This window comes from Pseudomonas sp. SLBN-26, assembly GCF_006715895.1.
Taxonomy (GTDB): domain Bacteria; phylum Pseudomonadota; class Gammaproteobacteria; order Pseudomonadales; family Pseudomonadaceae; genus Metapseudomonas; species Metapseudomonas otitidis.
Window position 1 is genome coordinate 3,971,848 of the sequence record NZ_VFOB01000001.1, and the last position, 20,096, is coordinate 3,991,943.

The following is a 20,096-nucleotide window of genomic DNA, read 5'->3' on the forward strand; positions in this document are numbered from 1 at the left end:
TCCCTCAGGCCGGGCTGCTCAGGCAGGGCGCACGGAACAGTTCGCCATGCCACAGGCCGGCCAGCGTACGGCGCATCACCAGGACCCAGACCAGCGCCAGGCCGGCGGCCAGCAGCAGCCCGAAGCCCCCGAAGGCGACCATGTCGGTCTGCCGCTGCAGCTCCAGGCTGGCCAGGGCGAACACCCCCAGCGGGAAGGTGAAGCCCCACCACCCCAGGTTGAAGGCCATGCTCTGGCGCCGGTAGTGCAGGGTGAACAGCAGGGCGATCACCAGCCACCAGAACCCGGCCCCCCAGAGCACGAACGCGCCCATCAGACCGGCGGCGGGCGCCAGGCTGCCCAGCCCTTCCAGGGGCGTACCGGCGAAGGCCGCAGGGGCGGCGTGGCCCAGGGTCATCAGCCCCAGGCAGCCGGTGGCCAGCGGCCCCAGGGGCAGCCAGCTGGTGGCGGCGAAGGCGGTGTCCGGCAGCTTGTGCAGGGCCAGGCGCAGCAGCACCAGGGTGATCAGGGAGAACGCCAGGGTCAGGGACAGGCCCCACAGCAGGTAGCCGCTCACCAGCAGCGGCCGCGCCAGCTCCGGCGCCAGGTGCGGCGCCAGTACCCCGGCACTGGCCGCCGCCACCTCGGGTGCGACGATGGGTAGCAGCCACACCGCCGTCAGGGACTCCAGGGCATGGCGCTGGTGGGTGAACATCAGGTACGGCACCAGCAGGGCGCTGCCCAGGGCCAGCAGCATGTCCAGCCACCACAGCCCGTGGGCCAGGGCATAGGCCGCCTCGCCCCAGCGCGGTCCACCGTAGAGCACCAGCCCGTTGATCAGCGTTGCCAGCCCCATGGGGATGGCCCCCAGGAACATCGACTGGACCGGGTGCGCCAGCATGGGCCCGACGGTTTCCGGGAACGCCACCAGGCGACCGATGAACAGCAGGCTGAAGGCCAGGAACAGCACCAGGTCCAGCGCCCAGACCACCTCCCCGAGCGACCGTAATGCGACCAGTGGGCCCGGCAGGTTGCCCAGCACCAGCGCCAGCACGCCGGTGCCCATGGTCACGGCGAACCAGCCGGGGATGAAATGGCGCACCAGGGCGCTGGGATGATCGAGGCGGGTGAAGGGGCGAGGCATGGCGGCTCCGGTCGGGCGGTCCCGTGTCAGACGATGCCTGCACGATACGGCCGGGCGTGCTATACGAAAAATACATCTTCGATATGCCAGGCATGCCTTTCATTTATGAATCTGCACCACCTCAAGGTCTTTCTCGCCGTCGCCGAAACCGGCGCCATCAGCGCCGGCGCCGAGCGCCTGCACATCAGCCAGCCAGCGGTCACGCGGGAAATCCGCGAACTGGAGGGGCGCCTGGGCCTGCCGCTGTTCGATCGGCAGCCCCGCGGCGTCACCCTGACAGAAGCCGGCCAGCGCCTGCTGGCCTACGCCGAGCGCATCTTCGCCCTGGAGCAGGCCGCCGAGCGCGAGCTGCAGGCCTTCGCCGGGCTGGGCGACGGCGAGCTGCAACTGGGCGCCAGCGCCACCCTCGGCAGCTACGTGCTGCCGCCGCTGATCGCGCGCTTCCACCAGGCCCACCCGCAGATCCGCGTCGAGCTGCGGGTCGGCAACACCCGCAGCATCCTCCGTGACCTGCAGGACCAGCGCATCGCCCTCGGCTTCGTGGAGGGCGAATTCGACCGCCAAGCCTGCGCCTTCCAGCGCCTGGAGCAGGACAGCCTGGTGGCGGTGTGCGCCCCCGATCACCCGTTGGCCCGACGGGGCACCCTGCGGGCCCGCGACCTGGCCGACTACCCGCTGTACCTGCGGGAAGAGGGCTCCGGCACCCGCGCCAGCATCGAGCAGGCCTACCACGCCCACGGCCTCGGCACCGACCCGCGCCTGGCCATCGGCAGTACCGAGGCGCTGAAGCACCTGGTGGCCCAGGGACCCGGCCTGGCCTGGCTGTCCCGCCGGGCGGTGGCAGACGAGCTGGCTGCGGGGCGCCTGATCGCCCTGACGGTGGACGACCTGCACATCGAGCGTGAGCTGCATGTGCTCTGGCTGCCGGGCCGCAGCCTGGCCCCGGCGCCGGCGGCCTTCCTGGCGCTGGCCCTGGACGGCCAGGCACCGCCGATCAGCAATATCAAAGAATCTTGATATTGGGATTGCGAGCAGGGGGAGCGCTGACTAGACTGCGCCCCCATGAACCTGCGCGTGCCCCAGATCCGCCATGACGACTGCGACGAGCTGGCCGCCCTGTGCAAGGCCGGCGGCGACCCGCTGCGGCTGAACGTGCTGCGGGCGCTGGCCAACGATTCGTTCGGTGTCCTGGAACTGGCGCAGATCTTCGCCATCGGCCAATCGGGCATGAGCCACCACCTCAAGGTATTGGCCCAGGCCGGACTGGTGGCGACGCGCCGCGAAGGCAACGCGATCTTCTACCGCCGCGCCATCGCCCGCAGCGACAGCCTGGGTGGCGCCCTGCACGCCGCGCTGCTGGTCGAGGTGGACGCCCTGGAGCTGCCGGACGACGTACTGGCCCGCATCGCCGAGGTGCATGCACGGCGTGAAGCCGCCAGCCGCGAGTTCTTCGCCCGCACGGCGGAGAAGTTCCAGGCCCAGCAGGACCTGATCGCAGGACTGCCGCAATACCGTGACAGCGTGCTGGCACTGCTGGACGCGCTGCGTCTGCCCGAGGCGGCCAGCGCCGTAGAGATCGGCCCGGGCGACGGTGGATTCCTGCCTGACCTCGCCCGCCGCTTCCGGCGGGTGGTCGCGCTGGACAACAGCCCGGCGATGCTGGAGCTGGCGCGCCTGCGCTGCGAGGCCGAAGGACTGGGGAACGTCGAGCTGAAGCTCGCCGACGCCCTGGATGACGAACAGGAAGCCGCCGACTGCGTGGTGCTGAACATGGTCCTGCACCATTTCGCCGCCCCGGCCGAGGCCCTGAAACAGCTGGCCCGCCACCTGCTACCCGGCGGCGCCCTGCTGGTGACCGAGTTGTGCAGCCACAACCAGAGTTGGGCCAGGGAGGCCTGCGGCGATCTCTGGTTGGGCTTCGAACAGGACGATTTGGCCCGTTGGGCCGATGCCGCGGGGCTCACGCCCGGCGAGAGCCTCTACATTGGCTTGAAGAACGGCTTTCAGATTCAGGTGCGGCACTTCGCCAAACCGGACTCGCGAAGCGACCTCACCCACCGGTAGTAAAGGAAACCGATAGATGAGCGAATACTCCCTGTTTACCTCCGAATCCGTGTCCGAAGGCCATCCGGACAAGATCGCCGACCAGATTTCCGATGCCGTCCTCGACGCCATCATCGAGCAGGACAAGCACGCCCGCGTGGCCGTGGAAACCTTGGTCAAGACCGGTGTCGCCATCGTCGCCGGCGAAGTGACCACCAGCGCCTGGGTCGACCTCGAACAGATCGTCCGCGACGTGATCAACGACATCGGCTACACCAGCTCCAACGTCGGCTTCGACGGCGCCACCTGCGGCGTGATCAACATCATCGGCAAGCAGTCCGTGGACATCGCCCAGGGCGTCGACCGCTCCAAGCCGGAAGACCAGGGCGCCGGTGACCAGGGCCTGATGTTCGGCTACGCCAGCAACGAAACCGACGTGCTGATGCCGGCCCCGATCCGCTTCTCCCACGCCCTGGTCGAGCGCCAGGCCGAGGCCCGCAAGTCCGGCCTGCTGCCGTGGCTGCGCCCGGACGCCAAGAGCCAGGTCACCTGCCGCTACGAGAACGGCAAGGTCGCCGGTATCGACGCGGTGGTGCTGTCCACCCAGCACAACCCCGAAGTGTCCATGGCCGACCTGCGCGAAGGCGTGATGGAGCTGATCATCAAGCACAGCCTGCCCGCCGAGCTGCTGCACAAGGACACCCAGTTCCACATCAACCCGACCGGCAACTTCGTGATCGGCGGCCCGGTGGGCGACTGCGGCCTGACCGGCCGCAAGATCATCGTCGACTCCTACGGCGGCATGGCCCGCCACGGCGGCGGTGCCTTCTCCGGCAAGGACCCGTCCAAGGTGGACCGTTCCGCTGCCTACGCCGGCCGCTACGTGGCCAAGAACATCGTTGCCGCCGGCCTGGCCGACCGCTGCGAGATCCAGGTCTCCTACGCCATCGGCGTAGCCCAGCCCACCTCCATCTCGATCAACACCTTCGGCACCCACAAGATCGCCGAAGACACGATCATCAAGCTGGTGCGCGAAGTCTTCGACCTGCGTCCCTACGCCATCACCAAGATGCTCGACCTGCTCCACCCGATGTACCGCGAGACCGCCGCGTACGGCCACTTCGGCCGCACCCCGCAGCAGAAGACCGTCGGCAACGACACCTTCAGCACCTTCACCTGGGAGAAGACCGACAAGGTCGACGCCCTGCGTGCCGCCGCCGGTCTCTAAGCCGACGCGAAGCAAAAAGCCCCGCCATCGTGCGGGGCTTTTTCGTTTACGGGCTTCGGCAACCGCGTATCGCACGCCCCGCGCGCGTGTTTTCCCACGCCCTAATCGGCCCTCTTTACCGGTACTCCTGGCGACACTGGCGGCTCGCAGCCTCACCCGAGCCACCCTGTTCAAGGAAGAACCATGCGCATCGCCACCCTGCTGCTCCTGCTGACCCTCCCCGTCACCACCCTCGCCACCCCCTCCTGCCCCGACTGGCCTGCAGACAAGGCCCGCCAGGAACTCACCACCATGGACACCCAGCTCACCGCCTGGAACCAGGCCTATCACCTCGAAGGTCACTCGCCGGTGGCGGACGAGCTGTACGACCAGGCGCTGGCCGAACGCGACCGACTCGGTCGGTGCTTTCCCTCCCTCGCGAGCGCCCCACCCGATCCGCTCGACGGCGCCGGCGGCAAGCAGTTGCACCCGGTGCCCCAGACCGGCCTCGACAAGCTGGCCGATGCCAGCGCCCTCGCCCGCTGGATGCGGGGACGCGAGGACCTCTGGGTGCAACCCAAGGTGGACGGCGTGGCCGTGACCCTGGTGTACCAGGACAGCCACCTGGCCCAGGCGATCAGCCGGGGCGACGGGCGCCAGGGCGAAGACTGGACGGCCCGCGCCCGCCAGTTGCCGGCGGTCCCCACCGAGCTGCCGGGGCTGGCCGGGCGGCAGGTCCTGCAGGGTGAGCTGTACTGGAAGCGCCCCGGCCACGTGCAGGCACAAGCAGGCGGCCAAGGTGCGCGGGGACGGGTCGCCGGGCTGATGGCGCGCCAGCGACTGAGTGAGGAAGATGCAGCAGGCATTGGCCTGTTCGTCTGGGACTGGCCCGGCGGCCCGCCCGAGATGGCGGTGCGGCTCGATCGCCTGGCGCAACTGGGCCTGGACGACACCCGCCGGCTGACCCGCCCGGTGCACAGCGCCGCCGAAGTCGAGAAGCTGCGCGAGCAGTGGTACCGCTCGCCCCTGCCCTTCGCCAGCGACGGCATCGTGGTGCGCCAGGGTCGCGCGCCGGCACCACGCACCTGGGAGCCACGACCGCCCCACTGGGCGGTGGCCTGGAAGTACCCCTTCGCCCAGGCACTGGCCGAAGTGCGCCGGGTGGAGTTCCGCATCGGCCGCACCGGGCGCATCACACCCCTGCTGCACCTGGAGCCGGTCACCCTGGAGGACCGACGCATCCAGCGTGTCGGCCTGGGCTCCCTGGAACGCTGGCAGGCGCTGGACGTCCGCCCCGGTGATCGGGTCGCGGTCGCACTGGCCGGGCTGACCATTCCGAGGGTGGACGCGGTGGTGACCCGCGCGGTGGAACGCACGGCGCTGGACGTGCCCGACCCGGCCCTGTTCCACCCCCTGAGCTGCTGGACGCCGGAGGCCATGTGTCGCCCCCAGTTTCTCGCCCGCCTGGACTGGCTCTCGGGCAAGCAGGGGCTGGACATGCGCGGCATCGGCGCCGGCACCTGGGAACAGTTGCTGCAGGCCGGAACGCTGGAGGGGCTGCTGGACTGGCTGGACCTGGAAACCACCCGCCTCGACACGGTGCCGGGCTTTTCCCACGCGCGCAGCCAGGCCTTCCACGAGGCCCGGGAGCGGGCCCTGAGCCGACCGTTCGCCGACTGGCTGAAGGCACTGGGGGCACCGCCGGGGCATAGCGTCGCTGAAGGAGCAGACTGGCGAGCGCTGGCCGCGCTCGATGAGGCCGATTGGCGACAGCGCCCTGGCGTGGGCCCGAAGCGGGCCGCGCAGCTAAAGGCGTTCTTTCATCATCCGCAGGTCGCCGACCTGGCAGCCCGCCTGGGAGCGGCGGGCGTGGAGGGTTTCGCGCCGGCTCAGTAGGCGCGGAATTCCTTGTGGCAGGCCTCGCAGGCGTCTTCCACCTTCTGCACCAGCGGCGCCATGGCCTGGGGCTGCAGCGGGCGGTTGGCCGTGGCGGTCGCCAGTTGGCCGGTGGCGGCCTCCAGCTCGCGAGCCAGGGTCTGGAAGCGCTCCTGGCGCTGCCACACTTCGTCACGGGCATCGCTGCCGTGCTCATCCTGGCGCACCTGGGGGAAGTGCTGCCAAGGCTGGTGGGCCAACTGGTCCAGCTGCTTGGCGTTGTCGGCGAACTTCTGCTCGTCGAAGGTCACCCGGCCACGCAGCATGCCGCCCATGTCTTCGCTGACATGGAGCATCTGCTTGAACAGTGCCTGGCGCTTGCCCAGAGGGGAGTTGGGATCGACACCGCCACAGGCGGTCAGGGCGAGGCAGGCGGAAAGCAGGATCAGGGCAGGGATCGTCTTCATGGGAGCGGTGCACCGAACGGCTGGCGGCGGGGGGCGCACAGTATCGACACCCGCCGGGCAAATACCAAGGGTGGCGACAGTTTGTCGCAGCCCTGCCCGCCCGGCGGCGTCGCCCGTCAGGCGGACACGAAGAAGAACGCGGCGATCAGTGCCATGCCGATGAACCACACCAGCGAACGCAGCAGCGCCCAGTCCGCCAGGTAGCAGACGAAATACACCACGCGACTGACCACGAAACCGACGGCCAGCAGGTCGAGAGTCTGCTGCGGCGCCTGGCCGATCTGGTGGGCGGCCAGCAGCGCGGCGGCGAAGGCCGGCGTGACCTCGAAGGCGTTGTGCTGGGCGTTGTCGGCACGCTTGCGCCAGCCGGTGAGGCCGGCGAGGAAGGTGCGCGGGTCGTGGTTCTGCCGCGGCCCGAAGTCCCCCCCGGTGAACTTCGCCACCCCCGTGGAGAGGTAGGGCAGGAACAGGGCGATCAGCAGGCACCAGTAGGCAAGGGTCATGGCGGGCTCCAGTCAGGAAGGGGAGCGCAGAGCCTCCCAGCCCTGGCCGGGGCTGTCCATGGCCGCCGCAACCGGGGTCGCGGCACGGCGGCCAATCCGGCGCTAGTCCTTGAACTGGTCGCGGATGTAGGTGATCTCGGTCTTGCCGTGGGCAGCGGGCTTGCCGTCGTCGCCGAGGTTGACGAAGACCATGCGGTCGATGGTGAGGATGCTCTTGCGGGTGATCTTGTTGCGCACTTCGCAGCGCAGGGTCAGGGAGGTGCGGCCGAACTCGGTGGCGGTGATGCCCAGCTCGATGATGTCGCCCTGGCGCGCGGAGCTGACGAAATTGATCTCCGACATCAGCTTGGTCACCACCCGCTGGCTGCCCAGCTGGATGATGGCGTAGATGGCGGCCTCTTCGTCGATCCACTTCAGCAGGCTGCCACCGAACAGCGTGCCGTTGGGGTTGAGGTCCTCGGGCTTGACCCATTTGCGGGTGTGGAAATTCATGGAATCCCTCCGGTTGGCGAGTGACGGCGCGATGATCGCAGGGCGCTGTCGGCTCGTCCAAGCGACGCACTCAATCGCCTCGATAGCAGCAGACGGAAAGCCTTGGGGAGTGCCGTTCGGGCCGCTATAATCTCCACCGCTTCAAACGGCCCACCGGGCCGTTCCCGCCACCTGTCCGAGGGGCGCTGCAGCAGGGCTGTCTTCGATGGCGCCTGTCAGGCTCGGATGGGGCGTTCCCCAAACGCATCAACGGCGCCCATTCGCACCCAACGAATGGAGAGTTCGCATGAGCGCTGTCATCACGCCTGCCGATTTCAACGATTACAAGGTCGCCGACATTTCCCTGGCCGACTGGGGCCGCAAGGAACTGACCATCGCCGAGTCCGAGATGCCGGCCCTGATGGGCCTGCGTCGCAAGTACGCCGCCAGCCAACCGCTGAAAGGCGCGAAGATCCTCGGCTGCATCCACATGACCATCCAGACCGGCGTCCTGATCGAGACCCTGGTTGCCCTGGGCGCCGAAGTGCGCTGGTCGTCCTGCAACATCTTCTCCACCCAGGACCAGGCCGCTGCCGCCATCGCCGCCGCCGGCATTCCGGTGTTCGCCTGGAAGGGCGAGACCGAGCAGGAGTACGAGTGGTGCATCGAGCAGACCATCCTCAAGGACGGCAAGCCCTGGGACGCCAACATGGTGCTGGACGACGGCGGTGACCTGACCGAGATCCTGCACAAGAAGTACCCGCAGATGCTGGACAAGATCCACGGCATCACCGAAGAGACCACCACCGGCGTGCACCGCCTGCTGGACATGCTCAAGGCGGGCACCCTGAAAGTCCCGGCGATCAACGTCAACGACGCGGTCACCAAGAGCAAGAACGACAACAAGTACGGCTGCCGCCACAGCCTGAACGACGCCATCAAGCGCGGCACCGACCACCTGCTGTCCGGCAAGCAGGCCCTGGTGATCGGCTACGGCGACGTGGGCAAGGGCTCCGCCCAGTCCCTGCGCCAGGAAGGCATGATCGTGAAGGTCTCCGAGATCGACCCGATCTGCGCCATGCAGGCCTGCATGGACGGCTTCGAGCTGGTCTCCCCCTACAAGGACGGCATCAATGACGGCACCGAAGCCAGCATCGACGCCGCCCTGCTGGGCAAGATCGACCTGATCGTCACCACCACCGGCAACGTCAACGTCTGCGACGCCCACATGCTCAAGGCGCTGAAGAAGCGCGCCGTGGTGTGCAACATCGGTCACTTCGACAACGAGATCGACACCGCCTTCATGCGCAAGAACTGGGCGTGGGAAGAGGTCAAGCCGCAGGTGCACAAGATCCACCGCACCGGCGCCGGCAGCTTCGATCCGGCCAACGACGACTACCTGATCCTGCTGGCCGAAGGCCGCCTGGTGAACCTGGGCAACGCCACCGGCCACCCGAGCCGCATCATGGACGGCTCCTTCGCCAACCAGGTACTGGCGCAGATCTTCCTGTTCGAACAGAAGTTCGCCGACCTCTCTGCCGAGAAGAAAGCCGAGCGCCTGACCGTGGAAGTCCTGCCCAAGAAGCTGGACGAGGAAGTGGCCTTGGAGATGGTCAAGGGCTTCGGCGGCGTGGTCACCCAACTGACCAAGCAGCAGGCCGACTACATCGGCGTCACTGTCGAAGGCCCGTTCAAGCCGGACACCTACCGCTACTGACAGCCCCAGGCCGTGGACCGCACACGCGGTCCGCGGCCTGCCGCTGGAAAGAGACTGCTTTCCATGTCCCAAGACCGTCGTTACAGCTTCGAATTCTTCCCCGCGAAGACCGAGGCCGGCCACGAGAAACTCCTGGCCACTGCCCGCACCTTCGCCGGCTACAAACCCGACTTCTTCTCCTGCACCTACGGCGCCGGTGGTTCCACCCGCGACCGCACCCTGCAGACCGTGCTGCAACTGGATGGCGAGATCCAGGTGCCGACCGCCCCGCACCTGTCCTGCGTCGGCGACAGCAAGGCCGAACTGCGCGCCCTGCTGGCCCACTACAAGGACGCCGGCATCCGGCGCATCGTCGCCCTGCGCGGCGACCTGCCCTCCGGCATGGGCATGGCCAGCGGCGAGCTGCGCCACGCCAACGACCTGGTGGAATTCATCCGCGCCGAGACCGGTGATCACTTCCACATCGAAGTGGCCGCCTACCCCGAGGTGCACCCCCAGGCACGCAATTTCGAAGAAGACCTCAAGCACTTCGTCAACAAGGTGAAGGCCGGTGCCGACAGCGCCATCACCCAGTACTTCTTCAACGCCGACAGCTACTTCTACTTCGTCGATCGCGTCCGCCAGCAAGGCGTCGAGATCCCGATCGTCCCGGGCATCATGCCGATCACCAACTACAGCAAGCTGGCACGCTTCTCCGACGCCTGCGGCGCGGAGATCCCGCGCTGGGTGCGCAAGCAACTGGAGGCCTACGCCGACGACACGGCCAGTATCCAGGCCTTCGGCGAGCAGGTGATCACCGAGATGTGCGAACGCCTGCTGCAAGGCGGCGCCCCGGGCCTGCACTTCTACACCCTGAACCAGGCCGAGCCCAGCCTCGCGATCTGGAACAACCTCAAGCTGCCGCGCTAGGTTCGCCTCCAGGAACCCGGGCGAGGCCATCGGCGCACAGGCAGGCACAGGCAAAAGCGCGCAATTCATCCGGCGCGAATGAGCACTTTGAGCCTGTTCTCAACGCGGCGATGACAACGCAGGTAGCGTTTAGAGAACCCGTTAGAGACCAAGGCCGGTGGCGGAACCGCACCGGCCCCTCCTCACCAAGGACGATGCCATGAAGACCTCGCCACGCCTCCTCCCGCTGCTGATCCTCGGCGGGCTCGCCAGCCCTGCCGCACACGCCAGCTACGACTTCTTCTGCAGCCCCACCTGGGCGCTGGTGGAAGACAACCTGAACACCTGCAGCAACCTGCCCTTCCTCAGCCCGGGCAACGACAGCCGCGCCAACCTCAAGCTGCTGCTCGCCGATGCGGGCCGCCTGAGCCTGCCGAGCCCGTTGCAAGCGTCCAGTGACTACGAAGGCGGCTACGCCCAGGCGCCCTTCGCCCTGGACATGCTCAACCCGGCCGCCCCGGAGAGCGAAGCCACCGAGGCGCCGACGGACGTGGATACCACCGCCACCGAGTCGGTCTCGCCGCGGGTGGAGAACCTGTCCCTGGCCCTGGAGCAGATCGGCGTGAAGCTGGAGGACGGCGCCCTGGCCGAACAGCAGTTCGCCGAAGGCGAAGGCAGCCGCTGCCGCACCAACAACCTGGACACCACCCAGGCCTTCGTCGAGCAGTTGGCCAGCACCAGCGGCCTGTCCGCCGAAGAGCGCAAGGCCCTGGCCATCAGCCGGGTGAACCTGCTGACCGTGTGTGGCGAAGGCGACCCGCAACCGGCCGACGTGCTGCCGACCGCCGGCACCGTCACCTCCGCCGACGGCCAGGCGTACCTCGCCTACCTGACGGGCGCCGACGCCTTCTACCGGGGCGACTTCGGCACAGCCCGCGAGCGCTTCACCCACCTGGCCGACAGCCCCCAGCCCTGGATCAAGGAAGCCGCCCTGTACCTGAAGGCCCGTGTCTCGCTGAACCAGGCCCAGGAAGGTGCGTTCGACGAATACGGCATCCCCGACCTGGCCAAGGTGGACCGCACCCTGCTGGACGCCAGCGACAACGAATTCAAGGCCTACCTCGCCGCCTACCCGGAAGGCGCCTACGCCGCCTCCGCACGCGGCCTGCTGCGCCGCATCTACTGGCTACTGGACGACAACCGTCGCTTCGCCGCCGAATTCGCCTGGCAGTTCGCCCAGGACGACGCCAAGCGCAACCTCGGCCTGCCCGAGCTGGTGGAAGAGTTGGACGTCAAGCTGCTGCCCGCGCTGAAGCCCGAGGACCTGCAGGACACTGCCCTGCTGGCCATGGCCGACCTGATGCGCCTGCGTCGCCCGGCCAAAGGCGAGCCGCCGCTGATCAGCCTGGAGCAACTGCAGGCACAGAAGCAGCGCTTCGCCGACCGCCCGGCGCTGCACGCCTACCTGGTCGCCGCCTGGCACTTCTACCGGGGCCACGATGCCGCCAAGGCCCTGGCGGCCCTGCCGGCGGAAGACCCGCAGGCGCGCCTGGACCTGGTCACCTTCAGCCAGGAAACCCTGCGCGGCCTGGCCCTGGAAGCCAAGGGGGATGCCGAAGGCGCCTACGCGCTCTGGCAGCGCCTGCTGCAACGCCAGCCCAGCGAACTGCAGCGCGGCCAGCTGGAACTGGCCATCGCCCTCAACCGCTCCCGTGCGGGCCAGGTCGACGCCCTGTTCACCGCCGACTCGCCGGTGCGCACCGCACCGATCCGCGAGATCCTCCTGCGCAACGTCGCCTCCGCCGACCTGCTGCGCCGCCAGGCGGTGGACAGCGCCGCGCCGCAGCGCGAACGCGACACCGCACTGTTCACCCTGCTCTACAAGGACCTGGTGTTCGGCGACTACGCCGCCTTCCTCAAGGACCAGCCGCTGATCCCCTCCCCGACGCCCAAGGTCGAGGACGGCAACGAGCTGGCGGTGGGTCGGTTCGTCTGGACCGGCCAGCAGGACGGCTATGCCTGCCCGAGCCTGACCGAGGTGGCCACCCGCCTTCAGGGCAACGCCAAGGACGCCCAGGCCGGCAACTGCCTCGGCGAGTTCATCCGCACCAACGGCTTCGACGGCTTCAGCCTCAACACCCAGCCGCCGAAGGACGAACTGGGCGGCTCGGCCAGCCAGTTCCCCGGCAAGCCGTACTCGCGCCTGGTCGGCTACATGGCGGTGATCGACGACGCCAAGGCCAGCGATGACGACCGCGCCTACGCCCTGTACCGCGCCGTGAACTGCTACGCCCCCGCCGGCTACAACACCTGCGACGGCCAGGACATCAGCAAGGCCCAGCGCAAGCAGTGGTTCCAGGCGCTGAAGACGCGCTACGCCAAGAGCCCCTGGGCCGAGGCGCTGAAGTACTACTGGTGATGCCCCTCGGGTTCGCCAGGCTCCTGGCCCTCGGCCTGATCCTGGCCAGCCCGCTGCTCGGCGCCAGCGAGCGGGTCGACGCCGCCGCCCACGATGCCTTCTGGTTGTGGAGCGGCGTGCGCCCGCAACCCCTGCTGGCCAAGGCCAAGACCCTCTACATCCTCCAGGGCCAGATCGACGGGCCGCGCCGCGCGGGCGATCCGGCGGCGCGCTTCATCGCCCAGGGCATGGCAGTGCCACGCCTGCGCCAGGGCGAGATCTGGGTGGTCTATCGCGCCCATACCCTGCGCTGGACCGAGGACGTGCACCGGACCCTGCTGGCCCAGCTGTCGCGCTGGAAGCGTGCCGGCAACACCGTCACCGGCATCCAGATCGACTTCGACGCCGGCACCCTCTACCTGGCCGAGTACGCCGACTTCCTCCAGGGCCTGCGCCAGCGCCTGCCACCCGAGTACCGCCTGAGCATCACCGGCCTGCTCGACTGGGGCAGCAACGGCGATCCCGAGGTGATCAACCGCCTGGCCCAGGTGGTGGACGAAGTGGTGGTGCAGACCTACCAGGGCCGCCACACCATCCCCGAGTACGGCCGCTACCTGCCGCGCGTGGCACGCCTGCGCCTGCCGTTCCGCATCGGCCTGGTGCAGAACGGTGAATGGCAGGCGCCCGACTACCTGGCAGCGAGCCCCTGGTTCAGGGGCTATGTGGTGTTCCTGCTGAATCCTTGAACGCGCCGGGATGTGAATCGGTCGAACCGTTGAGCGGTTGAATGGGCTGCACACGGGAAAGCCTCTGTTATACTCCGCGCTCCCGCCAGGCATTCGCCCGGACACTGGCCCTCCATTCCGCCAGTGGGACCGGACGGCACCGCGCTCCCCGTAGCGGCTGCTAAGGCCTGTACGAAAAGCATTTTTCGTCCAGTACCTCGCCAGGCTGACAAGTCCCCCGGGCCCAGCCCTAACTAGACAGGATCATCCATGTCCTTTGCCTCCCTCGGTCTCTCCGAGGCATTAGTCGGCGCGGTGGAAGCCGCCGGCTACGCCCAGCCCACTCCCGTGCAACAGCGGGCCATTCCCGCCGTGTTGCAAGGTCGCGACCTGATGGTTGCGGCGCAGACTGGCACTGGCAAGACCGGGGGCTTCGCCCTTCCGGTTCTCGAACGCCTCTTCCCCAACGGTCACCCGGACAAGTCCCACCGCCGCGCCGCGCGCCAGGCCCGGGTACTGGTCCTGACCCCGACCCGCGAGCTGGCTGCCCAGGTGCACGACAGCTTCAAGGTGTATGCGCGCGACCTGCCCCTGGCCAGCGCCTGCATCTTCGGCGGTGTCGGCATGAATCCTCAGGTGCAGGCCCTGTCCAAGGGCGTCGACGTGCTGGTGGCCTGCCCCGGCCGCCTGCTGGACCTGATGGGCCAGGGCAGCATCGACCTCTCCCACGTGGAGATCCTGGTGCTGGACGAAGCCGACCGCATGCTCGACATGGGCTTCATCCACGACGTCAAGAAGGTCCTCGCGCGCCTGCCTGCGCAGCGCCAGAACCTGCTGTTCTCGGCGACCTTCTCCAAGGACATCACCGACCTGGCGAACAAGCTGCTGCAAGACCCCGAGCGCATCGAGGTCACGCCGCCGAACACCACGGTCGAACGCATCGAGCAGCGCGTGTTCCGCCTGCCGGCCAACCAGAAGCGCGCCCTGCTGGCGCACCTGGTCACCGTCGGCGCCTGGGAGCAGGTGCTGGTCTTCACCCGCACCAAGCACGGCGCCAACCGCCTGGCCGAGTACCTGGACAAACATGGCCTGCCAGCCGCCGCGATCCACGGCAACAAGAGCCAGAACGCCCGTACCAAGGCCCTGGCCGACTTCAAGGCCAACGCCATCCGCATCCTCGTGGCCACCGACATCGCCGCGCGCGGCCTGGACATCGACCAGTTGCCCCACGTGGTCAACTACGAGCTGCCCAACGTCGAGGAAGACTACGTCCACCGCATCGGCCGTACCGGCCGTGCCGGTCGCAGTGGCGAAGCCATCTCGCTGGTGGCCCCGGACGAAGAGAAACTGCTCAAGGCCATCGAGCGCCTGACCAAGCAGCGCATCCCCGACGGCGACCTGCAGGGCTTCGACCCCTCCACCGTCGAGGCCGAGCGCCCCGAGGCACGCCCGCCGAAGCCGGAGCGCAAGCCCCGCGCCGACAAGCCCAAGCGCGAGCCGAGCAACGGCGACAAGCCCCAGGCCGCCCAGGCGGCTGCCGCCGATGGCGAAGGCAAGGCCAAGAAGAGCCGCAAGCGCCGCGGCAAAGGCAAGGGCAAGGCGGACGGCGCCCAACCGCAGCAGCAGTCGGCGAACCCGGCCGGCAAGCAGAACTCCCGCCCTGCCGGCCCGCCGCCGGTGCCGAGGGACCGCGACCCGGAAGAGTTCCTGGACGATGACGTGGACAACTTCGGCAACCGCGCCGACTACGTCAGCCCGTACCAGGACAAGGGCCGCGGCCGTCGCGGCGGCAATGGTCAAGGCCAAGGCCAGGGCGCCCGCAGCAACGGCGGCGGCGGCGGCGGCGGCGCTGGCAATGGCGGTCGCTCCCGTAACCAGGGTGGCGCCGGCGGCAGCGGTGGTGGCAATGGCCAGCGCCGTGGCGGCAGTGGCGGCCAGCGCGCCCAGGGCGGCGGCAACCAGGGTCGTCGGGAAGAACCCCGTCGTCGCGAGGAGCCGGCCGTTCAGGAGCCGCGCAAGCCAGCCCCGAAGATCATCCACAAGGAATCCCGCGCCGACCGTTTCCCGACGCCGGAGCAACTGGATGAGCTGAGCAACGGCAACCGGCCGCGCGGTGAGAAGCCCGCCCTGCTGACCCGCAACCGCTGACAGCAAGCCCCATTGAAGACGCCGGCCAAAGCCGGCGTTTTCATGTGCAGTGCCCGGTAACGCCAGGCCAACTGCCAGAAACAGAAACGCCGGCTTGCGCCGGCGTTTCCATTTCCCTGGGGAAGGTTACTTGCGCACACCTTCGAAGGAGATGATCAGCTCGACTTCCTGGGAAGCCGGGCCGAGGTCCTTCTGGATGTCGAAGTCCTTCAGCTTCAGGGTGGTGGTGCCTTCGAAACCGGCACGGTAGCCGCCCCACGGGTCGCTGCCTTCGCCGATGAACTTGGCCTTGATCACCACCGGCTTGGTCACGCCGTTGAGGGTCAGGTTGCCGGTCACGTCGGCGGTGCCTTCGCCGGTGGATTTCACACCGGTGGACTCGAAGGTAGCGGTCGGGTGCTTGCTGACGTTCAGGAAGTCACCACTCTTGATGTGCTTGTCGCGCTCGGCATGGTTGGTGTCGACACTGCCGGTCTTCAGCTCGACCTTCACCTTGCTGGCTTCGGGCGCCTTGGCGTCGAAGCTGAAGGTGCCGTCGAAGTCCTTGAAGGTGCCGTAGAGCCAGCTGTAGCCCAGGTGGCTGATCTTGAAGTTGACGAAGGCGTGCTGGCCCTGCTTGTCGATGACGTAGTCGGCAGCCATGGCCTGGCCAGCGAACAGGGCGGCACCGAGGGTCAGCGCGGCGAGGGATTTCTTCAGCATCGGTGTTTCTCCTTGTGAGGGTGCAGCGTTATTTGGCGGCGCGCCCGAGCATGCGGACCAGGGTGGCGTCGCGATCGATGAAGTGGTGCTTGAGAGCGGCCAGGGCATGCAGGCCGGCGAAGATCACCAGGCCCCAGGCGAGGTACTCGTGGACCACACCGGCCACGTCTTCCTGGTCGGGAATGGTGGTCAGGGTGGCGGGCACTTCGAACAGCCCGAACACCTCGATGCCACGGCCATCGGCGGTGGAGATCAGGTAGCCGGAGATCATCAGGGCGAAGAGGCCGGCGTACAGCGCCAGGTGGCCCAGCTTGGAACCCAGGCGAGTCATGCGGCCGTGATTGGCGGGTGCCGGCGGCGGCGGGCTCAGGAAGCGCCACACCAGGCGCAGGCCCATCACCAGGAACAGCAGCACGCCGATGCCCTTGTGGATATCCGGGGCGGTCTTGTACCAGCTGCTGTAGTAGTCCAGGCCGACCATCCACAGCCCCAGCCCGAACAGGCCGAAGACCACCAGGGCTACGCCCCAGTGCAGGAAAATGCTGATTGCGCCGAAGCGGTCGGAAGTGTTGCGCCACTGCATCAGGAAGGGTCCCTTGAAAACGAATGGCCACAAGCCTAGCGGCAAAAAGATCGAATTAAAGTAGAAAATGTCGCTTTGAAATATCGAGCAATACGATCATTGAAGACGACCCAGCGCGCCAAAAATTTAGCGATAGGACAGGTCTGACAGAGATGTCCGACGGCTGGCACAGCCGCCGGACGGGTGGAGGGGCGAGAGGATCAGAACAGCCAGGAGAAGAAGCCCTTCTTCTCCGGCTTGGCGGCCTCGGCCTTGGCCGGGGCGGCAGGTGCAGCGGCGGCGACCGGTTCCACCGGCTCCAGCGGTTTGCCGGCGAACAGGTCGCGGGCCTGGCCGGCGGCGCGCTGGCCACTGCGCAGGGCGCCTTCCAGGGTGCCCGGGTACAGGGCGTCGGTGTGTTCGCCGGCGAAGATCACCCGCTGCAGCGGCTTTTCCCACAGGCGCCAGTACTGGCTGATCTCACCCGGGCCGTAGGCCAGGTAGGCACCACCGGCCAGCGCATCCTTGCCATAGCGACGGACCTCGAAGCCCTGGAACTGCTCGCGGGCACCGGGGAAGAACTTGTCCAGGCGGATCAGCACCTGGTCCACCATCTGCCGGTCACCGAAGGCCTGCAGCAGGCGCGCGCTGTCGCCGGAGATGTTCACCAGCAGGTTGGCGCCGCCCTTCAGGGCCGGCTCGACCCACAGCATGCCCAGGCCCTGGTCGCTGTAGACCTCGCCGGAAAGGCGGCTCTTGCCCCACACCGGCTTCTTGAACTTGAGCAGCAACTGGTCGCGCCAGCCGTAGTTGATGTCCTTCAGCGCCTTGAGCTGCAGCGCCGACAGCGCCGGAGTGAGGCTGATCTTGTCCATCGCCGGCAGCGGCACGGCCAGCACCACGTAGTCGGCACGGTAGCCGGCGCCGCCGACCTTCACGGTCACGCCGTCCTTGTCCTGGACGATGGCCGAAACGCGGGCGTTGGTCTTCACCGTCTTCAGCTTCTTCGCCACGGCCTGGGCCAGGGCCGCGCTGCCACCGGGCAGTCGCGCGGCGCGCAGGTCGCCTTCCGGCAGGCCCCGGTAGACGCGGGCCTGCTGGGCCAGGTAGAGCAGCGACAGGCGCGACGGCTCGTCGTAGCGGGAGCGGATGCGCTGGTCCACCAGGGCGCGGGCGGTGGGCGGAAGGGCCAGCTTGTCCAGCCAGCGGGACGCGGTGATGGCATCCAGGCTCTGCAGGGTGTGGTTGACCAGCGGCTTGAGCGGGTCCTCGATGGACGCGGCGAGGTCATCCAAGCTCTTGTCGAAGCGCTTCAGGCCCTCGACGGTGGAAGGCGCCTCCTTCAGCAGGTCGGCCTCGGCGAAGTAGCGGCCATTCACCAGGTAGCCGGGGGCGCGCACGTAGTCCGGCGCCGGGACGGTGCCGAGCTTGAAGTCCTTGAGGTAGGCATGCAGGGTCGGCTGCAGCTTGGCGGAGCCGATCCACTCGGTGGTGGCCAGGCCGGAGCGACCGCCGATGGACGGCTTGGCCTCCAGCAGGGTGACCTGCCAGCCCTGCTGCTGCAGTTCATAGGCCGCCGTCAGGCCGGCCATGCCGCCACCGACGACGATGGCAGCAGGTTGTTTCTCCTTGCCCTGCGCACCGGCGCAGAACAAACCGATCAGGATCAGCGCGCACCCGCGCAGCCAGGCAGCAGACATTGGTTCCCCCAAGGAAAAGCGAGCGTCTTTCAAATGGCGCGCAGGATACGCCAGGCGCCCCCGGGCCACCAGAGAACCCCGTCGGCGATGTGCCGGATCGGCCGGCTTGTCCATCTCACCCCTATTGCATAGGCTTCCCCGACCTTTCCGGAGACCGACCATGGGCCAAAACGCCGACTGGATGCAGCGCGACCTCGCCGTGCTGTGGCACCCCTGTACCCAGATGAAGGACCACGAGTGCCTACCGGTGGTACCGATCCGCCGTGGCGAGGGCGTGTGGCTGGAGGACTTCGAAGGCAAGCGCTACCTGGACGCGGTCAGCTCCTGGTGGGTCAACGTGTTCGGCCACGCCAACCCGCGCATCAACCAGCGCATCAAGGACCAGGTCGAGCAACTGGAGCACGTCATCCTCGCCGGCTTCAGCCACCAGCCGGTGATCGAGCTGTCCGAGCGCCTGGTGAAGCTCACACCCCAGGGCCTGGACCGCGTCTTCTATGCCGACAACGGCTCCTCGGGCATCGAGGTGGCGCTGAAGATGAGCTACCACTTCTGGCGCAACCAGGGCCTGGAGCGCAAGAAGCGCTTCGTCACCCTGACCAACAGCTACCACGGTGAAACCGTCGCCGCGATGTCGGTGGGCGACGTGGCGCTGTTCACCGAAACCTACAAATCCCTGCTGATGGACACCCTCAAGGTGCCGACCCCGGACTGCTACCTGCGTCCGGAGGGCATCAGTTGGGAGGCCCATTCGCGGGCCATGTTCGCCCACATGGAGCAGACCCTCGCGGAGCACCACGAAGAGGTCGCCGCCGTGATCGTCGAGCCGCTGATCCAGGGCGCCGGCGGCATGCGCATGTACCACCCGATCTACCTCACGCTGCTGCGCGAGGCCTGCGACCGCTACGGCGTGCACCTGATCCATGACGAGATCGCCGTCGGCTTCGGCCGCACCGGCACGATGTTCGCCTGCGAGCAGGCCGGCATCGCCCCGGACTTCCTGGTGCTCTCCAAGGCACTCACCGGCGGCTACCTGCCGATGGCCGCCGTGCTCACCTCGGAGGCCGTCTACCAGGGGTTCTACGACGACTACCAGACCCTGCGCGCCTTCCTCCACTCGCACACCTACACCGGCAACCCGCTGGCCTGCGCCGCCGCCCTGGCGACCCTGGACATCTTCGAGCAGGACAACGTCATCGAGGCCAACCGCGCCCTGGCCACGCGCATGGCCAGCGCCACCGCGCACCTGGCCGACCACGCCCACGTCGCCGAGATCCGCCAGACCGGCATGGTGCTGGCCATGGAGATGGTCCAGGACAAGGCCAGCCGCACGCCCTACCCCTGGCAGGAGCGCCGTGGCCTGAAGGTGTTCCAGCACGCCCTGGAGCGCGGCGCCCTGCTGCGCCCGCTGGGCAACGTGGTGTACTTCCTGCCGCCCTACGTGATCACCCCGGAGGAGATCGACTTCCTCGCCGAGGTGGCCAGCGAAGGCATCGACATCGCCACCCGTGACGGGGTGAGCGTGGCCGTCGCCGCCGACCTGCACCCCAATCACCGCGATCCGGGCTAG

General features: G+C 68.1%; 16 protein-coding genes, 1 pseudogene and 1 riboswitch. Of the genes and pseudogenes, 10 read left to right on the top strand and 7 right to left on the bottom strand.

Annotated elements, in window-relative coordinates; all coding sequences use genetic code 11:
• Positions 1-4 precede the first annotated feature (4 nt).
• Positions 5-1,123, bottom strand: a complete 1,119-nt coding sequence (locus tag FBY21_RS18310; protein ID WP_142012775.1) for a TDT family transporter — start codon at positions 1,121-1,123, stop codon at positions 5-7.
• A 105-nt stretch (positions 1,124-1,228) separates the two neighbouring features.
• Here FBY21_RS18310 and FBY21_RS18315 point away from each other — a divergent pair, with 105 nt between their 5' ends.
• From FBY21_RS18315 to ligB, 4 genes are all read left to right on the top strand, one after another.
• The gene (locus FBY21_RS18315) at positions 1,229-2,140 is read left to right on the top strand and encodes a LysR family transcriptional regulator (protein WP_142012777.1); all 912 of its coding nucleotides are present in this window, start codon (positions 1,229-1,231) and stop codon (positions 2,138-2,140) included.
• A gap of 45 nt (positions 2,141-2,185) precedes the next feature.
• Positions 2,186-3,187 carry an ArsR/SmtB family transcription factor gene (locus FBY21_RS18320; protein ID WP_142012780.1) on the top strand — a complete coding sequence of 334 codons (1,002 nt, stop codon included), beginning with the start codon at positions 2,186-2,188 and terminating at the stop codon, positions 3,185-3,187.
• A gap of 16 nt (positions 3,188-3,203) precedes the next feature.
• Positions 3,204-4,394, top strand: coding sequence for a methionine adenosyltransferase (metK, locus tag FBY21_RS18325; protein ID WP_044403519.1), 1,191 nt, complete (start codon positions 3,204-3,206; stop codon positions 4,392-4,394).
• 183 nt (positions 4,395-4,577) lie between these two features.
• On the top strand, positions 4,578-6,269 hold the full coding sequence (ligB, locus tag FBY21_RS18330; protein WP_142012782.1) for an NAD-dependent DNA ligase LigB: 1,692 nt from the start codon (positions 4,578-4,580) through the stop codon (positions 6,267-6,269).
• Here the strand turns inward: ligB and FBY21_RS18335 are convergent.
• From FBY21_RS18335 to FBY21_RS18345, 3 genes are all read right to left on the bottom strand, one after another.
• Positions 6,263-6,715, bottom strand: coding sequence for a c-type cytochrome (locus FBY21_RS18335; RefSeq protein ID WP_044403523.1), 453 nt, complete (start codon positions 6,713-6,715; stop codon positions 6,263-6,265). The genes ligB and FBY21_RS18335 overlap by 7 nt on opposite strands.
• Positions 6,716-6,831: 116 nt before the next feature.
• Positions 6,832-7,218, bottom strand: a complete 387-nt coding sequence (locus FBY21_RS18340; RefSeq protein WP_074967231.1) for an MAPEG family protein — start codon at positions 7,216-7,218, stop codon at positions 6,832-6,834.
• 102 nt (positions 7,219-7,320) lie between these two features.
• The gene (locus tag FBY21_RS18345; protein ID WP_069559169.1) at positions 7,321-7,710 is read right to left on the bottom strand and encodes an acyl-CoA thioesterase; all 390 of its coding nucleotides are present in this window, start codon (positions 7,708-7,710) and stop codon (positions 7,321-7,323) included.
• Between the two features lie 171 nt (positions 7,711-7,881).
• A riboswitch (S-adenosyl-L-homocysteine riboswitch) is annotated at positions 7,882-7,975 on the top strand.
• A gap of 21 nt (positions 7,976-7,996) precedes the next feature.
• Here FBY21_RS18345 and ahcY point away from each other — a divergent pair.
• The 5 genes from ahcY to FBY21_RS18370 all read left to right on the top strand — a co-directional run bounded on the left by ahcY (position 7,997) and on the right by FBY21_RS18370 (position 15,565).
• Entirely contained in the window at positions 7,997-9,406 is a 1,410-nt protein-coding gene (ahcY, locus tag FBY21_RS18350) for an adenosylhomocysteinase (protein ID WP_142012784.1), read from the top strand.
• Positions 9,407-9,469: 63 nt separating this feature from the next.
• The gene (gene metF, locus FBY21_RS18355; protein ID WP_074967227.1) at positions 9,470-10,315 is read left to right on the top strand and encodes a methylenetetrahydrofolate reductase [NAD(P)H]; all 846 of its coding nucleotides are present in this window, start codon (positions 9,470-9,472) and stop codon (positions 10,313-10,315) included.
• Positions 10,316-10,514: 199 nt separating this feature from the next.
• On the top strand, positions 10,515-12,713 hold the full coding sequence (locus tag FBY21_RS18360; protein WP_142012786.1) for a hypothetical protein: 2,199 nt from the start codon (positions 10,515-10,517) through the stop codon (positions 12,711-12,713).
• The gene (locus tag FBY21_RS18365) at positions 12,713-13,438 is read left to right on the top strand and encodes a DUF3142 domain-containing protein (protein ID WP_074967222.1); all 726 of its coding nucleotides are present in this window, start codon (positions 12,713-12,715) and stop codon (positions 13,436-13,438) included. The genes FBY21_RS18360 and FBY21_RS18365 overlap by 1 nt, the downstream gene beginning before the upstream one ends.
• Before the next feature lie 249 nt (positions 13,439-13,687).
• Positions 13,688-15,565 carry a DEAD/DEAH box helicase gene (locus tag FBY21_RS18370; RefSeq protein WP_142012789.1) on the top strand — a complete coding sequence of 626 codons (1,878 nt, stop codon included), beginning with the start codon at positions 13,688-13,690 and terminating at the stop codon, positions 15,563-15,565.
• Between the two features lie 126 nt (positions 15,566-15,691).
• Here the strand turns inward: FBY21_RS18370 and FBY21_RS18375 are convergent, their stop codons facing one another.
• The 3 genes and pseudogenes from FBY21_RS18375 to FBY21_RS18385 all read right to left on the bottom strand — a co-directional run.
• Positions 15,692-16,267 carry a YceI family protein gene (locus FBY21_RS18375; RefSeq protein WP_044403540.1) on the bottom strand — a complete coding sequence of 192 codons (576 nt, stop codon included), beginning with the start codon at positions 16,265-16,267 and terminating at the stop codon, positions 15,692-15,694.
• 28 nt (positions 16,268-16,295) lie between these two features.
• Positions 16,296-16,850 (bottom strand): cytochrome b, encoded by a 555-nt coding sequence (locus FBY21_RS18380; protein ID WP_074967218.1) that lies wholly within the window; start codon positions 16,848-16,850, stop codon positions 16,296-16,298.
• 203 nt (positions 16,851-17,053) lie between these two features.
• A pseudogene (locus FBY21_RS18385) lies at positions 17,054-18,529 on the bottom strand (flavin monoamine oxidase family protein); the annotation flags it as partial.
• Positions 18,530-18,689: 160 nt separating this feature from the next.
• On the opposite strand from FBY21_RS18385, the gene FBY21_RS18390 reads away from it, so the two are divergent.
• Positions 18,690-20,096, top strand: a complete 1,407-nt coding sequence (locus tag FBY21_RS18390; RefSeq protein ID WP_142012793.1) for an adenosylmethionine--8-amino-7-oxononanoate transaminase — start codon at positions 18,690-18,692, stop codon at positions 20,094-20,096.